Raw genomic sequence first — 14,418 nt, 5'->3', positions numbered from 1 at the left:
TATGCTCAACTTTCAGGTCCCACAATTTATTGAGATTGAAGATAAGATTTTCGGACCCCTAACCTTTCGTCAATTCGTCTATGTTGCCGGTGGAGCGGGATTCTCCTTCATGTTTTGGGTTTATCTACCCTATCACTGGCTTGCGGTAATTTTCATTCTTCCGGTATTTGGTCTCGCCTTAGCCCTCGCCTTTTATAAAGTAAATAACCGCTCTTTTATTCTGGTTCTGGAAGCGGTGTTCCGTTATCTTCTTACCCATAAGCTTTATATCTGGAAACACAGCGACCCAACCAAGACAAGCTCCGTGTCCGGGAATAACCAAAAAGCAGACCGCCCGAAAGCGCTGGTAATGCCCAAACTCTCCGAAAGTCGCCTGAAAGATTTGTCCTGGAGTCTGGACATTCGAGAAAAGGTCCAATAATTCTGTTACAATTAAACTATGGCCACGGCAATAAAAAGTGATGGCCGCGCTTCGCAAGATTTCCTACCGATCAAAGAGATTCGTGATGGCGTGGTGATTCTCAAAAACGATTCCCTTCGTGTGGTGTTGATGGTTTCCTCCATCAACTTTGCATTAAAGGGAGAGGACGAACAGACAGCCATTCTTCTCCAGTTCCAAAATTTCCTTAATTCGCTCGATTTCCATGTTCAACTATTTGTTGAATCACGTCGACTTGATATCAAACCGTACATCCGCACCCTAGAAGAACGCTTGGTCTCCCAAAGCAATGACCTGCTGAAAATCCAAACCCGGGAATACATCGATTTCATCAGAAAATTTACCGAATCGACAGATATTATGTCTAAGAGCTTCTTCGTGGTCATCCCTTATTCACCGCCAGTTAATCTGGGACAATCGGGCGGAAGCTTCTTGGCAAGAATTCCAGGTTTTGGTGGGGGACCAAAGCCAGCCCATCATGAATTAAATGAGTTTGAGGAGCACCGTACCCAGCTAGAACAACGCGCAGCCGTGGTAGAACAGGGTTTCGGTCGAATTGGCTTACGCGTAGTCCAACTAGGGACAGAGGAGCTGGTCGAGCTTTATTTCAAAATTTTCAACCCCGGCGAGAGCGATATTCCGAGTATTAATTAACAACCATGACACCATTTGGATTTGGAAAAAAAGAAGAGAAACCTACACCAATGATGGCCCCGGTTTTTCCACAAGACATCTACCAGATGGGGGTGCTCGGCTTGCGTGATATTCTCGCCCCAAGCGCACTCAAGGTAACGCCCCGCCTACTTAACCTGGGAGACAAAGTGGCTCGCACCTTTTATGTCATTTCCTACCCACGTTTTCTTTCTGGAGACTGGTTCTCACCGCTCATAAACTTAGACAAGGTCTTTGATATATCAATTCTGATTCATCCCATTGATACCTCCATCGCCTTACGCCAGTTGGAGAAAAAAGTGGCCGAGGTTCAAAGTCAGATCAGCATTAAGGAAGACCGCGGGCTAGTTCGTGACCCCGTTCTCGATACCGCTTATGCCGACATCGAGACCCTACGTGATTCACTTCAACAAGCCCGCGAAAAGATTTTTGATGTTGGTGTCTATATCACAATCTATGGTGAAACAGAAGATGAGTTAAATAAAACAGAAACCGAAATAAAAGGCATCCTGGACGCCAAGTTGGTTTACCTAAAACCAGCCCTTTTCCAGCAAGCGGAGGGCTTCAAAAGTGTGATCCCCACCGCCGAAGACCTGCTCGCGGTAAACTACAAGCTTAATTCCTCTCCACTTTCCTCGCTCTTCCCTTTTGTCTCGTTCGATTTAACTTCAAATAAAGGAATTCTATATGGAATAAACCGCCACAACTCATCCCTAATCCTGTTTGATCGCTTCTCGCTAGAAAACTATAACTCCGTCACTTTTGCCAAATCTGGCTCTGGAAAATCCTACGCAACTAAGTTGGAAATCTTACGTTCACTAATGTTCGACACAGATGTGCTGGTCATTGACCCAGAGAGGGAATACGAATTCCTAGCTGAAGCCGTCGGTGGACGCTACTTCAACATTTCCCTCACCTCTGAACACCACATCAACCCTTTTGATTTGCCCTTCCCGCGAGAAGACGAGTCGCCGGCTGATGTCTTGCGTTCAAATATTATCAACCTCGTTGGCTTATTCAGATTAATGCTTGGCGGCCTAACCCCTGAAGAAGATGCGATCATGGACAATGCCATCACTGAGACCTATGCCTTGAAGGACATCACAGCCGACGGCGACTTTACCAACAAACCAGCTCCACTTCTCTCTGACTTAGAATTAGTTCTGGTCGGAATGGATGGCGGAGAAGCTCTCGCTCAGCGCCTACTCAAGTACACCCGTGGAACCTGGGCCGGCTTTATCAATAAACCCACGAATGTTGATATTAATAAAAAGTTCGTCGTCTTCTCCGTTCGCGACATGGAAGATGAGCTTAAACCGGTGGCAATGTATATTGTCATGCACAATATCTGGAACGCCATTCGACGCAATATGAAAAAACGCCTGCTCGTCATTGATGAAGCTTGGTGGATGATGAAATCCAAGGACACGGCATCATTCTTATTTTCATTGGTTAAAAGAGGTAGAAAGTATTACTTGGGTGTCGCCACCATCACTCAAGACGTCGGCGACTTCTTGAAAAGTGAGTATGGCACACCAATTATTACCAACTCTTCTATCCAGCTTCTACTGAAACAATCGCCAGCGGCAATTGACCTGGTCCAGCAAACATTCCAACTAACCGACGGTGAGAAGTATCTGTTACTGGAGTCGGCAGTAGGGGAAGGAATCTTTTTCGCGGGATTAAAACATGTGGCTATCAAAATAATCGCCTCCTACACAGAGGATCAAATTATCACTTCCGACCCCTCTCAGATTCTTGCAATAAAACAGGCGAAATTAGACAAAGAAAAACTAGATGGCTGAAGAAAAGAAAACACGAATTAGTCTCGCGTCAATGATTTTCATGCCAGCCTTAGCTTTCGTGTTTGATATTTTTAGTTTAATACCATTAATTAATCTCATCGTTGCTCCAATCACCTGGATTATTTTCACTATTTGGTTTTTCCTCGAAGGAGTTAACCCTTTCAGCGGACGCCGCGCTGCCGTAGCGATAGGTAGTTTTGTTATTGGTTTGATACCCGTACTAAGTATGTTGCCAGAGACTACTATTGGCGTTGTAAGTATTATTTTTATGGTAAAATCAGAAGATGCTCTGGGAATTAAGGTGCCCCTGACAAAATGAAATATTTTATTCTAATTCTCCTAACCTTAGCTCTGCTGACTAGCTCAACTCAAGCTCAAACCAAACCGAGTGTAAATTTGATCTGGTCTGCCGACACCCATAGTCCGCCATTCTACGCTGGGCACAGTATCGCTACACCACAAAGCAAGATCAAAGTACTTGCCCTCGTTGATAGTTGGGCTCAAGCTCCATCCAACCTAGAGTATACCTGGAAGCGCAACGGGCAACTCCTGTTAAAATCGTCTGGGTTCGGTCAAAATATTTTGACCTTCAGTGCTGGAAAAGCGGGGGAAACAGAACGGATAAACGTGGCCGTTAGCGACCCCGCCCAAACCACAAGACAAGAACAAACCATCACGATTCCGGTCACTAATCCTAGTATCAGTATTTACCGAAACGAATCACTAACTGGGATTAACTACGCACAAGCAATCGACGACAATCTAATCCTCGGCCAACCAGAAATTAACCTGTTTGCCGAACCATATTTCTTTCCCAAAACCGACGTGACTAGCGGTAAAATTGATTACCGTTGGCGTCTAAACGACCAAAGGGTCGTGCCTGATCCGCTAGACAGTCGTCTCATCACCTTCGCGGCGCCATCTGGCACTACAGGACAAAACACCATCACCATTAATGCGGAGAGCTTAAACACGGTCTTTCAGTCCGCCAAAAAACAGTTTCAGATCACCTTCGGCGGTACTCAAAATTTTAATTTTTAAAAATCAGTATGGCAGAAAAACAAGTCAATCTATTGGAACCACTAGGAATCGGGCAGGATGCTGTTAGAACAGTTTCGGCTAATGGTGTCGGTGATTACGTCACAACGGCTTTCTCGATTTTTCTCGGTGCTTCTGTCGCGCTAGCCATCGTTGTGATTGCTTGGGGTGGTTTAGAGTATATGTTAAGCAAAATTCCTGGAGCAAAAACGGAGGGAAAAGAGAGGATAAAAAACGCCCTATGGGGACTCTTACTTGCGCTGGCCGCCTGGTTAATTCTAGAAACAATCAACCCCCAGATTAACACTTTTGGCATTTTCGGCGGTCAATAAACATGGCAAGAAAAAAATTAACAATCATTATCGGGGCAGTCATCGTTCTAGTACTTATTGTTGTTCTGGTAACTACGAAAAATAACGAAAAAACAGCCGAACCAGAATTGGATCAAGTCACCGTAAACGATCTCTTTCCCAGTGGAGAAATGAGACCAGGTTTACTGAACGAACAAGGAGTTAGTAGCACGACCATAGCAACCAATATTGATAATGTAGAAAATCTGGCCACCATTGATCGTTCTGGACGATTCTTCCAAGTGACCACGAGACCGATTGGTGGTTTGGTCCGTCTAGGAACCGGTACATCTAGCACCGTCATTGTGGTTGAAAAAGCGACTGGTCATCTCTATCGTGTTTCAACTAATGCCGTCAGTCTTGAACGAATCTCCAACACCACGATCCCAAAAATTTACCGTCTGATTGGTGGGCAAACGGGAACAAGTACTCAAATCATTTTCCAGTATCTCAAGGGAAACCGTATCCAAACTTTCTCTGGGAATCTTGAGCTCACCAGCGCGACAAACGAAGATGGCTTTCTAAATCAGAGTAGGGAATTGGAACCTCTATCGGGGGGCTTCCTCGCTCAAGATATTGAAGATATAGTCACCTCACCTAAGCAAAATAAACTATTCTGGCTAGAAACTGTAAACAAAGAAATGTTGGGCTATCTTGCCAACACAAACGGCGACAAAAAAGAATTAATTTTTCGCTCTCCCTATCCCGAGTGGCGAGCGTCTTGGGCCACCTCTTCCGTTCTTGCCATTCAGACTCGTTCGGCGCAAAGCGTTGATGGCTCGCTCTATTTCATTGATATCGAAACAAAAAAATGGGAACCAATAATTACTGGTGTTCCCGGTCTTACTACACTTGTTAGCCCCAGCCTGAAACACATCATCTATAGTGGTGATAGTGATCGCGGGCTCGTCTTCGGTTTCTACGACGCGAAAAAACATCTGTTTAATCGTCTAAACCTCCAAACTTGGGCCGACAAGTGTGTGTGGAACCAGTCTGGAATAATTGCCTATTGCGCCGCACCAAGCACCTTACCACCCGGACACCAATATCCTGATGATTGGTATCGCGGAGAGGTAAGACTAGCAGACAACATCTGGAAACTTGACGCCTCGAACAACCAGACTGAAATAATCTTCAGCCCCGCAACGGCGAACCTCGGTGAAAAAATTGATGCCAACAACCTACTATTATCGCCGGATGAACGGATACTCTACCTCACCAATCGTAACGACAACAATCTTTGGGCACTTAACCTGGAAACAGGATTCTAGTTCAGAGCCTTTTTCTCTTTCAATTTTTGGTTTACAAAAATCTCGTGACCGATAGCGAACAGGTTACTGGTAAACCAATAGAGCGATATAGCCGCAGGAAGAGAAAAGCCGATAAACATTACCATCACTGGCATAAAATACTGCATTTGAAGGTTGAGTCCCCGTGTGAAATCTGAAGCGAGAGAGTTTTTAGCATTTTTTTCACCAGTAGCAGACTGCGGAGGTAAGACTAGCTTCATTTGGAAAAATTGAGAAAGGCCAACGAGTATCGCTAGAATATAACTTTTAGTGGTGATATCCAGTAGACCAAGGAAGAGCGTGTTGGAGACGGCGGGGGGCGTTACAAATGAGTAGAACCACTCAGGTCTAAGGGTAAAGCTATCTTTAAAAACCCAAAAAAGTGCCAAAAGAACCGGCAACTGTATAAGTAAAATAATGAAACCAGAAAGGGGGTTAACACCGTGCTCGCGGTAAAGAGCCATTAGTTGTTTAGCCTGTTCACTCTTGTCATCGGCATATTTCTCCTTTAATTTTTGCAACTCTGGTTCAAGTTTTTTAAGGGCCGCCTGGGTCTTACTCATTCTGTGTTGAAGCGGAAAAAGGATAACCTTAACAATCAGGGTTAGGATGACGATTGCAAGACCAATATCTCCACCAGGCAGGATACTGCTTAGCCAAATTAGGGCATTATAGAGCGGGAGAAAGAAAACCAAATGAAAAAAATTACCAATCATGACTCTTTTTTAATAAAATCCTTAAGTAAGTCCACAAAACTTTTTTTTAATTCTGCGAATGACCAGTTTACTGTCGCCGAACCACAGAACACAACTATGTGAAAACCAAGTAAAATACGTGGGGCCAAAGACCGAATGACTGAACGGATGCGACGCTTAATCAAATGGCGATCAACTGATTGTTTCATCTCCTTGGCGGGAACTACTATGGCAAAACGGCTAGGGGAGTGACCCACCTTTAAAACCCGCAAACCAAGATCTCGGTTGCCAAACCGGCGACCCCTTGCAACCACTAATTCAATCTCAGGACGATCCAACCGGAGGAAACGAGCGAGCATTTAAACTGTCAATTTATGACGTCCCTTCCGACGACGAGCAACCAGCACCCGCCGGCCAGTTTTGGAACGACTCCGGGTCAAAAAACCGTGTGTAGTCTTACGTTTCCGCTTTTTAGGTTGGTATGTTTGAGACATGGGAGGAGTCTACCATAGTTCATTATAGTAATCCACTGATTATTCACAGATTCGGCTAGTTGGATACTTGGAAAACGAGGCATATAATTCACCTGCGATGTCTGACCACAAAACTCTTTGGGAAAATGCCCTAGTAGATATTGAAATCGAGGTCTCGCGCGCCAATTTCGGAACATGGTTTCGCAACACCAGAATTGTAAAAGACGAGGACGGAGTAATTTTCCTCGGCGTTCCAAACGCTTTTGTGAAAGACTGGCTCTTTAAGAAATATCACAAATCAATTCTCCGCTCTCTCCGACAACTGATGCCAGAGATACGAGCTGTGGAATACACCATCTCCAAGAACGAAAAACCTGAAAACATTAACCTACCCAGTACGGCACCAGCTATTAGTCCACAAATGGATTTGGCTGAAATGTACACAAACCGCGAAGATAACCTTAACCCGAAATATGTCTTTGATTCTTTTATTGTTGGCCCATTCAATGAACTGGCACACGCTGCTACCCAGGCAGTTGTAAAAAAACTGGGGCAAATTTATAACCCCCTCTTTATTTATGGTGGAACGGGACTTGGCAAAACCCACTTGATCCAGTCGGTAGGAAATTATGTCAAAAAAAACAACCCCGGCAAAAAGATTTTCTATGTTACTTCCGAACAGTTCACGGTTGATTACGTGAGCTCAATGCAACATAACCGGATCAACACTTTCAAAGAAAAATATCGAAAATATGACATCCTGATAATGGACGATGTCCAATTCTTTGCCAAGAAAGAAAAGACTCAGGAGGAGCTGTTTCATTTATTTAACCACCTTCACGACAACAATAAACAAATTATTTTTTCCTCTGACAAGGCACCCAAATACATCCCCGACCTTGAGGAACGCCTACGCTCTCGTTTTGAGGGGGGAATGATTGTTGATGTCAGTAAACCAGACTATGAATCACGTCTAGCAATCCTGAACAATAAGATCCACCAAAATCAACTTACTCTAGCACCAGAATCACTAGAGTACATTGCCGAGGTGATTCAAGATAATATCCGCGAACTGGAGGGCTGTCTTAATACCGTTATCTGCCAAAGCCAGCTTAAAAACAGACCGCTAAGTCTGAGTGAAATCAAAACTCTAATTAAAAATAATGTTAAACCAAAGAAAATGGTTTCCGTTAAAGATGTGGCTGACATTGTTGCCAACTTCTACCATATCAACGAGAAAAATCTCTATGAGAAAACAAGGAAGAAAGAGGTAGTAAAACCGCGGCAGGTGATTATGTATCTACTTCGTGAAGACTTCAACACCTCCTATCCCTACATCGGCCAAAAGTTAGGCGGTAGAGATCACACCACAGTCATCCACGCCTACGAGAAAATCAAAAAAGACATCACCAACAACGAGCCCCTAGCTCAGGAAATTGAGCAGATTAGAAACCTAATACTCCAGGGATAACCAGTTGATAAAAAATGGATAACCTCTGGAATAAAATAGGATAAAAATCAAAATGAGAAAGATATTAAAAATAATCCCCAGCCTAAAACACTACCCCGAAGAGACAAACTACCTTATCCCCAGTCATAATTATAATAATGTATTTAGATAAAGATTAATTAAATATTATGAAACTAGAATGCCAACGGGAAAGTTTAAAACAAGCTGTCGGTCTTACGGAAAAAGTGACGAGTAAGAGTTCATCCTTACCTGTTCTTGGTTTTATTCTGTTATCCGCTGAAGGTAAAAATTTGATTATCCGTGGTACGAATCTTGATCTTGGTTGTGAGTGGAAATTACCAGCGAAAGTTATATCCCCCGGGGCGGTTCTTATCTCTGGGGCAGTCTTCTATAACCTGCTTTCTAATATAAACAATGTAGAAAAACTAACTCTAGAAGTGGTGAATAAGAATTTAGTTGTCTCGGTTGGGTCCAGTTCCACCTTAATTAAGGTTCAATCAACCGAAGACTTTCCGACCCTACCTGAATTAGAAGAAACAATGGAGTTAACTCTCCCAATAATTGATTTTGTTTCTGGAGCTAGGGCGGTTGGTTATGCCGCTGCTTTGACCGATATTAAACCGGAAATAGCTAGTTTATATTTCTATACCGACGAATCAAATGCCTATTTTGTGGCAACAGACTCTTTTCGTTTAGCAGAAAAGAAAGTTGATTTAAAGACAGAGGGAGATCAGGTAGTAAAATTAATTATTCCCGTTAGGAATGTGACGGAAATTTTACGGTTACTGGAATCGACTACTGGTACAGCGGTCTGGAAATTTAATCGGCATCAATTAACAGTTATCACTGATCGCCTCCGTTTAACTTCACGTTTGATCGAGGGAGTTTTTCCTGACTACCGTCAAATAATGCCGCTAAACTCAATTAGCCAAGTTGTGTTAAGTCGAGTAGAACTTTTGAATGCCCTCAAACTCTCTCAAATTTTCACCGATCGTCTCAATCATGTGACACTTAAACTTCGACCAGAAGATAGTGTTCTAGAATTAACAAGCCAAAATGGTGATGTGGGGGAAAATACCAGTCTTGTGCCGGCGACGATCAATGGCGAGGAGTTAATTATCAATCTTAATCTGCGTTATTTACTGGACGGTTTGCAATCAATTTCTGATGAAAAGGTTTCACTCCAATTTAACGGTCGGACTAAACCGATTTTACTTACTAGCACTAGTGACGATAGTTTTCGTTACCTAATAATGCCACTTAATCGATAATGAAAGGACTCGGTATTTTTCTGATAAAGTTTCGGGGTATTCTACCAGCGAATCAATTAGTGAAACAGGCGGTACAGGATGTCTTGCACAGGTTGATTGGGGTTGAAGTGGGTCTGGAAATGATAAAAGTTGAAAAGCGCTCACTTTACCTAATGGTTTCTCCGGTAGTAAAAAATCTAGTTTTTCTTAAACGGGAACAAATAGCCGCCGAAATTGCTAAGTTGTTGGGAGAACTGAAAGAGAGAGTGGTGCTTTGATTTCACTACGGTTGCCGACACTGTCGTGAGCCACGATCCTTAGCTCGTTGACTGGCTTGAGAGGAGAGGTATATTTGGGGATAAATGTAAAATCAAATGGGGCCCGTTCACTTTGACCAAGATATTGATCGTTCAAGAAAAATTCCAATTTTCCGATGGGGAAGTGCCCAACATAAGAACCGCGTATGGTAACTTGCTGTTCGGGGGCATAGATTTCTGATGGTGATGGATTAAGAATTTTAATTTTAGGTTCAAATTCTGGTCGGTGAATATCATCTATCGCCGTGGGGATGGCTGAATCTGTTTGTTCGACGATTCCTTTCTCCGAGACCCAACGACGAACTGGTTCTTCCCAAAGGGGAAATTGAGGATCATCTTCTCTGTCTAGCCAATAAAGAATGGAGTGAACTTGTGTCAGGACATGTTCTTCGCGCAGTTCAACTGGCGTATATTCGGTGGCAATTTTGCCCGAAATTTTATCGGTGAAATAGCCGTGGCTACCCTGCCAGAAACCCCGCATTAACGGTAGAGATTCAGTGCTTGCTGGTTCTGGGTCAGGAAAATTTTCTACAGTGGATTTTTCCAGAGCTACATCCATGAAGTTGCGCCACATTGGCACGATAATTAGTCCGGCAACCTTCTTCTCCATTGGGGTATTGTCGTTGTTGCCGGCCCAAGCTCCCACAACTAGACTGGGGGTGTAGCCCACAATCCACGCGTCTTTATAGTCATTCGTTGTACCAGTTTTTGACGCTACTTCGCGGTTCGGAAAAAAGAGTGGAGAGTTAGCGCCGTAGGATGGAATCTTTGCCTTATTATCAGAGAGAACATCTGAGATCAGGCGAGCAATATTTGGTTCAAGTACCTCTCGGGGATGAGGAGTGAATTCTTCCAGAATTCTTCCCGTGTCGTCCTCCACTTTTAGAATGGAGGTGTAGGGTAAACGATTTCCATCGTTTGCGAAAACGCCGTAGGCGCTGGTTAATTCAAGCGGGGAGACTTCGCCACCACCAAGCACAAGTGTTAGTCCGTATTGGTTGGCATTGCCGAGACTGGTGATTCCCATATTCTTCGCAAGAGCTAGGGTGTCGTTAATGCCGGCAAGGTACAAGGTTTTTATTGAGGGGATGTTGATTGATTGGGCTAGAGCTTCGCGCATGCTCATCGGCCCGCGGAACTTGTTATCGTAGTTTACTGGTTTATAACAATTACCACCGTTTTGACAGGCCGTATCAAATTGGGTTTCTAAATCGAAGAGCATCGTTTCGGGGGTGAAGTTTTTCTTGAATGCTTCAGCGTAGGCAAAAGGTTTAAAGGCAGAACCAGGCTGACGGTGAGCGAGAATAATATTGAAGTTACCTTCGTCTTCCGTATTGAAATAGTCTTTAGAACCGACCATCACTAGCACTTGTCCAGTCTTTGGATCAATGGCCACTAGGCCAGCGTTCTTGGCGTTAAACTTTTTTGCATTTTCTTCGGCGGTTTCTGCTACGATTTTTTCGGCAGCCGCTTGTAGTGGCCAGTCGAGCGTGGTGGTTACTTTCAGGCCACGAGAATTTAGGGCCTCAATGCCGTATTTGTTCTCCAGATAATCGCGCACCCAGATCACGAAATGAGGTGCCTTTATCCCACGTTCCGTTGATGACGAGAAGGTAACCTTCTCGGCCAGAGCTTGGCGATGTTCTGCTTCGGTGATAAATCCAAGTTCGGCTAGCCGCGCCAGGACAACATCTTTCCTCTCATCGAGCTTGTCTCTATTCTGACCATACGGTGAATAGAAAGTTGGCGCTTTAGGAATAGCGGCAAGGTAAGCTGCCTCGGCCAAGTTCACATCCAGTGCACTTTTACCGAAGTAAGTTTGGGCGGCTTCTTCCACGCCGTAGATATTGCCGCCGTAGGGAATTTCGTTGAGGTAATGGCCAAGAATTTCATCCTTGCTCATCTTTTTTTCCAGCCGGATAGACAAGACTAGCTCTTTAATTTTTCGTGACCAGCTCTTATCTTGCGTTAGGAGCGAGTTTTTCACCAATTGCTGGGTAATCGTTGATCCGCCTTGCTGTTTTGTCCCAGCGCCCAAATTGGCGAGCAGGGCGCGGAAGATGGCACTGACCTGAATGCCCCCATGTTGATAGAACTGGTCGTCCTCGATGGCGATTGTGGCGTTCTTCACATTCTTCGAGATCTGTTCCAGAGGAACAACGCGTCGTTTCACGGTGTCGTGGATGTCGTAGAGCAAAACTTCACCTGTTCGGTCGTAGATTTTCGTAGATTTGGCCACGATTCGTTCGGAAAAAGCTTCGAAAGAAGGGATTTCTAGATTGGTGGTCCAAAGTAGAAGAACGCCACCGCCGAGGAAGCAGAAAATCAGAAAGAGGAGAATTAACTTAAAAATTAACGATTTGATTTGTTGATTATAACATAGATTCTGGGGAATTTTTGATAAAAAAAGCCCCCGCGAAAAAATTTTCGCGGGGGCTCAAGTATTCAAGAGGTACGAACCCTCAAGGTTGCAAGGATCACTTGAACTTCCGGGCAGAGGACAGGCCGATGCCGTCGAAGCGATAGGCGCCCCAATAGTGGCTGACGAGGAGGCCATCGACATTGAAGTGGCCGACGTAGACGCGACGACCGTTCGAGCCGAGACTGGACGTCCAAACATAGATGTTTTCGAGGAGTCGGACGCCACGAACCTCTAAATAGGTCGTGATGAACCAGCTCATCTCAGCGGCATTCGGCACCTTCTCAAGTGCCAACAGAAGCTTGTTCTGCTCGGTCCAGTTTTTGCTGGTCGAGTTTGCGACTGGAGTTTTCTTGATGGCGAGCCATCCGAACCCTGTCTTGTCTTCGCGAGCGAATTTCTGGTCGGAATACCACCCGCCCGTCTTCGAGTGGAAGTGAGCAAACTGGATCTCCCGAATGTCGAGGGTCGAGCAATCCTGAGGTGGTGTGGGGATGACGGCGTAACCTTTCTCCTTGCACCACATGAGTACCTCTTTCGATGGTAGACTTTCGACGAGTGCCGCGACCCTTTCGTCGGTATAAAAGATGCTCGAGCGAGCCTTTGTGATTTCCTCTGGCGTGATGAAATCTGCGCCAAGGATTGACTGAGCCAAAGATATAGTCCGTATCCTTCGCCGAGAAGCGGATGTGATCGGTTTCGTCGTAATTGTTGTCACTCCTTGTTTGGGGGCCGGATTCGCTCCAGCGACAAGCGACTGGTCTCGGAATGAGACGAGCCATTTAAGGCCGTGTTTAAGCCACAAATGGCTCGTCTCATCTAACAGTACCTCCTTTCAAAGGACTGCCGCTATTATAGTAAATAGGCGAGATTTATCAATTATGCAAACAATGCTCTAAAGTAAACTTATTTCTGATGAGGAAAATCTTGTGATAAAATAGGCAAAATGAATTCGGAGCTACTTACTCGTGGCGTTTCTCACACGTTCCCTTCTTCTGAAGCACTGAAGAAGGAGTTGAGTGGTGGCCGAAAATTGCGGATTTATTGGGGCGTTGACCCAACGGGGCCGACACTTCACCTTGGTCATGTTTCTGTTTTACTTAAACTGCGCGATTGGCAGGGAGAGGGCCATCAGATCGTAGTTCTGTTTGGTGATTTCACGGCGCGTATCGGCGACCCCACAGACAAGAAGGCGGTACGGAAAACTTTATCACCCGAGGAGATAGAGAATAATTTGAAGTTGTACCGCGAACAGATCGGTAAGATTCTAGATTTAGATAAAATAGAATTTCGTCACAATAGTGAATGGCTTGCTAAGCTCTCGTTTGCGGAGGTTCTAGAGCTAGCCTCGCAAGTAACCCTTGCTCAGACCATTAAGCGGGATATGTTTCAGAAACGGATTGCGGAGAATAAGGATCTTTTTTTGCACGAATTTCTCTACCCGCTAATGCAGGGTTATGATTCGGTGGCGTTGGAAGTTGATATGGAAATCGGTGGTAATGACCAGATTTTCAACATGCTGGTTGGTCGCGATCTTCTGAAGAAGATGCGGGGCAAGGAGAAGTTTGTGGTGGCCACCAAACTATTGACCGATTCTGCGGGTTTAAAAATGGGAAAGACAGAGGGGAATATGGTTTCTTTCACCGACACGCCCAGTGATGCTTATGGAAAGATAATGAGTTGGTCCGATGATTTAGTTGCCCCGGGCTTGGAACTTCTAACTCGTCTTACGGATTCGCAAATAAAACATATTTTATCTGGACATCCCAAGGAAGCTAAGATGGAGTTAGCGCGGGAGGTGGTGTCTCTGATTTACGATGAGTCAGAAGCGGATCGGGCCCAGGAAAATTTTATCAATACTTTTCAAAGGGGGGAGGAACCGGAAGAGTGGGAAGAGATCAATGCAAGTTATGGCGAGAAACTGTCAGAAATTTTATCGCGTGCTGGCGCGGTGAAGTCTAAATCTGATTTTCGTCGTCTGGTGGAGGAGGGGGCGGTGACAGAGTGGCCAAATAAAAATCTGACCGTTGTCGATCAGATTTTTACTGCCGAGATTAAACTAAAGGTAGGAAAACGGCGCTTCTTACATGTCGTCAGCCGTTAGATCGTCGCCATCATCACCCAAGTCTTCTCCTCCCAGATTTCCATCCCCAGTTTCCTCCAATTCTTCTTCCTCTCCCCCCATTTCCATATTGTCAAA

General features: G+C 44.7%; 16 protein-coding genes. 11 read left to right on the top strand and 5 right to left on the bottom strand.

All coding sequences use genetic code 11. The annotated features are described in order from the left end of the window. Position 1: 1 nt before the first annotated feature. From IT398_01210 to IT398_01180, 7 genes are read left to right on the top strand one after another with little or no spacing between them, the layout of a single operon-like run. Positions 2-421, top strand: a complete 420-nt coding sequence (locus IT398_01210) for a PrgI family protein (GenBank protein MCC6290672.1) — start codon at positions 2-4, stop codon at positions 419-421. A gap of 18 nt (positions 422-439) precedes the next feature. After that, entirely contained in the window at positions 440-1,093 is a 654-nt protein-coding gene (locus IT398_01205; GenBank protein ID MCC6290671.1) for a hypothetical protein, read from the top strand. A gap of 50 nt (positions 1,094-1,143) precedes the next feature. Next, positions 1,144-2,916, top strand: coding sequence for a conjugal transfer protein TraC (locus IT398_01200; GenBank protein ID MCC6290670.1), 1,773 nt, complete (start codon positions 1,144-1,146; stop codon positions 2,914-2,916). Further along, entirely contained in the window at positions 2,909-3,235 is a 327-nt protein-coding gene (locus IT398_01195) for a hypothetical protein (protein ID MCC6290669.1), read from the top strand. The genes IT398_01200 and IT398_01195 overlap by 8 nt, the downstream gene beginning before the upstream one ends. Continuing rightward, positions 3,232-3,957 carry a hypothetical protein gene (locus IT398_01190; protein ID MCC6290668.1) on the top strand — a complete coding sequence of 242 codons (726 nt, stop codon included), beginning with the start codon at positions 3,232-3,234 and terminating at the stop codon, positions 3,955-3,957. The genes IT398_01195 and IT398_01190 overlap by 4 nt, the downstream gene beginning before the upstream one ends. Positions 3,958-3,965: 8 nt before the next feature. Next, on the top strand, positions 3,966-4,286 hold the full coding sequence (locus tag IT398_01185) for a hypothetical protein (protein ID MCC6290667.1): 321 nt from the start codon (positions 3,966-3,968) through the stop codon (positions 4,284-4,286). A gap of 2 nt (positions 4,287-4,288) precedes the next feature. Continuing rightward, positions 4,289-5,575, top strand: coding sequence for a hypothetical protein (locus IT398_01180; GenBank protein MCC6290666.1), 1,287 nt, complete (start codon positions 4,289-4,291; stop codon positions 5,573-5,575). Here IT398_01180 and IT398_01175 read toward each other — a convergent pair. The 3 genes from IT398_01175 to rpmH are packed head-to-tail and all read right to left on the bottom strand — an operon-like array spanning position 5,572 to position 6,782. Next, on the bottom strand, positions 5,572-6,309 hold the full coding sequence (locus IT398_01175) for a YidC/Oxa1 family membrane protein insertase (GenBank protein ID MCC6290665.1): 738 nt from the start codon (positions 6,307-6,309) through the stop codon (positions 5,572-5,574). The two genes, IT398_01180 and IT398_01175, sit on opposite strands and share 4 nt — an antisense overlap. Continuing rightward, positions 6,306-6,647, bottom strand: coding sequence for a ribonuclease P protein component (gene rnpA, locus IT398_01170; GenBank protein ID MCC6290664.1), 342 nt, complete (start codon positions 6,645-6,647; stop codon positions 6,306-6,308). Before rnpA ends, IT398_01175 begins: the two co-directional genes overlap by 4 nt. Beyond that, the gene (gene rpmH / locus IT398_01165) at positions 6,648-6,782 is read right to left on the bottom strand and encodes a 50S ribosomal protein L34 (protein ID MCC6290663.1); all 135 of its coding nucleotides are present in this window, start codon (positions 6,780-6,782) and stop codon (positions 6,648-6,650) included. Between the two features lie 97 nt (positions 6,783-6,879). Here rpmH and dnaA point away from each other — a divergent pair, with 97 nt between their 5' ends. From dnaA to IT398_01150, 3 genes are all read left to right on the top strand, one after another. Beyond that, positions 6,880-8,232, top strand: a complete 1,353-nt coding sequence (gene dnaA / locus IT398_01160; protein ID MCC6290662.1) for a chromosomal replication initiator protein DnaA — start codon at positions 6,880-6,882, stop codon at positions 8,230-8,232. A 167-nt stretch (positions 8,233-8,399) separates the two neighbouring features. After that, a complete protein-coding gene (gene dnaN / locus IT398_01155) occupies positions 8,400-9,503 on the top strand; it encodes a DNA polymerase III subunit beta (GenBank protein ID MCC6290661.1) in 1,104 nt (367 codons plus the stop codon). Further along, positions 9,503-9,760 (top strand): hypothetical protein, encoded by a 258-nt coding sequence (locus tag IT398_01150; GenBank protein ID MCC6290660.1) that lies wholly within the window; start codon positions 9,503-9,505, stop codon positions 9,758-9,760. The genes dnaN and IT398_01150 overlap by 1 nt, the downstream gene beginning before the upstream one ends. Here IT398_01150 and IT398_01145 read toward each other — a convergent pair. Together IT398_01145 and IT398_01140 are read right to left on the bottom strand one after the other, a co-directional pair. Beyond that, complete coding sequence (locus IT398_01145; protein MCC6290659.1) at positions 9,720-12,038, bottom strand: PBP1A family penicillin-binding protein; 2,319 nt, start codon at positions 12,036-12,038, stop codon at positions 9,720-9,722. The genes IT398_01150 and IT398_01145 overlap by 41 nt on opposite strands. 238 nt (positions 12,039-12,276) lie before the next feature. Beyond that, complete coding sequence (locus tag IT398_01140; GenBank protein MCC6290658.1) at positions 12,277-12,873, bottom strand: hypothetical protein; 597 nt, start codon at positions 12,871-12,873, stop codon at positions 12,277-12,279. A 291-nt stretch (positions 12,874-13,164) separates the two neighbouring features. Here IT398_01140 and tyrS point away from each other — a divergent pair, with 291 nt between their 5' ends. After that, on the top strand, positions 13,165-14,322 hold the full coding sequence (tyrS, locus tag IT398_01135; GenBank protein MCC6290657.1) for a tyrosine--tRNA ligase: 1,158 nt from the start codon (positions 13,165-13,167) through the stop codon (positions 14,320-14,322). The last annotated feature ends 96 nt before the right edge of the window (positions 14,323-14,418 follow it).

This window comes from Candidatus Nomurabacteria bacterium (genome assembly GCA_020847275.1).
In the GTDB taxonomy this organism is placed as follows: domain Bacteria; phylum Patescibacteriota; class Minisyncoccia; order Phycocordibacterales; family JACOZG01; genus JADLCI01.
Note: the sequence above shows the minus strand (reverse complement) of the source record. Positions and strands in the feature narration are given on the sequence as shown.

Excerpts from the sequence above, each read along its gene's own strand:
- IT398_01210 (MCC6290672.1), top strand. The coding sequence starts at position 2 with ATGCTCAACTTTCAGGTCCCACAATTTATTGAGATTGAAGATAAGATT.
- IT398_01205 (MCC6290671.1), top strand. The coding sequence starts at position 440 with ATGGCCACGGCAATAAAAAGTGATGGCCGCGCTTCGCAAGATTTCCTA.
- IT398_01200 (MCC6290670.1), top strand. The coding sequence starts at position 1,144 with ATGATGGCCCCGGTTTTTCCACAAGACATCTACCAGATGGGGGTGCTC.
- IT398_01195 (MCC6290669.1), top strand. The coding sequence starts at position 2,909 with ATGGCTGAAGAAAAGAAAACACGAATTAGTCTCGCGTCAATGATTTTC.
- IT398_01190 (MCC6290668.1), top strand. The coding sequence starts at position 3,232 with ATGAAATATTTTATTCTAATTCTCCTAACCTTAGCTCTGCTGACTAGC.
- IT398_01185 (MCC6290667.1), top strand. The coding sequence starts at position 3,966 with ATGGCAGAAAAACAAGTCAATCTATTGGAACCACTAGGAATCGGGCAG.
- IT398_01180 (MCC6290666.1), top strand. The coding sequence starts at position 4,289 with ATGGCAAGAAAAAAATTAACAATCATTATCGGGGCAGTCATCGTTCTA.
- IT398_01175 (MCC6290665.1), bottom strand. The coding sequence starts at position 6,309 with ATGATTGGTAATTTTTTTCATTTGGTTTTCTTTCTCCCGCTCTATAAT.
- rnpA (MCC6290664.1), bottom strand. The coding sequence starts at position 6,647 with ATGCTCGCTCGTTTCCTCCGGTTGGATCGTCCTGAGATTGAATTAGTG.
- rpmH (MCC6290663.1), bottom strand. The coding sequence starts at position 6,782 with ATGTCTCAAACATACCAACCTAAAAAGCGGAAACGTAAGACTACACAC.
- dnaA (MCC6290662.1), top strand. The coding sequence starts at position 6,880 with ATGTCTGACCACAAAACTCTTTGGGAAAATGCCCTAGTAGATATTGAA.
- dnaN (MCC6290661.1), top strand. The coding sequence starts at position 8,400 with ATGAAACTAGAATGCCAACGGGAAAGTTTAAAACAAGCTGTCGGTCTT.
- IT398_01150 (MCC6290660.1), top strand. The coding sequence starts at position 9,503 with ATGAAAGGACTCGGTATTTTTCTGATAAAGTTTCGGGGTATTCTACCA.
- tyrS (MCC6290657.1), top strand. The coding sequence starts at position 13,165 with ATGAATTCGGAGCTACTTACTCGTGGCGTTTCTCACACGTTCCCTTCT.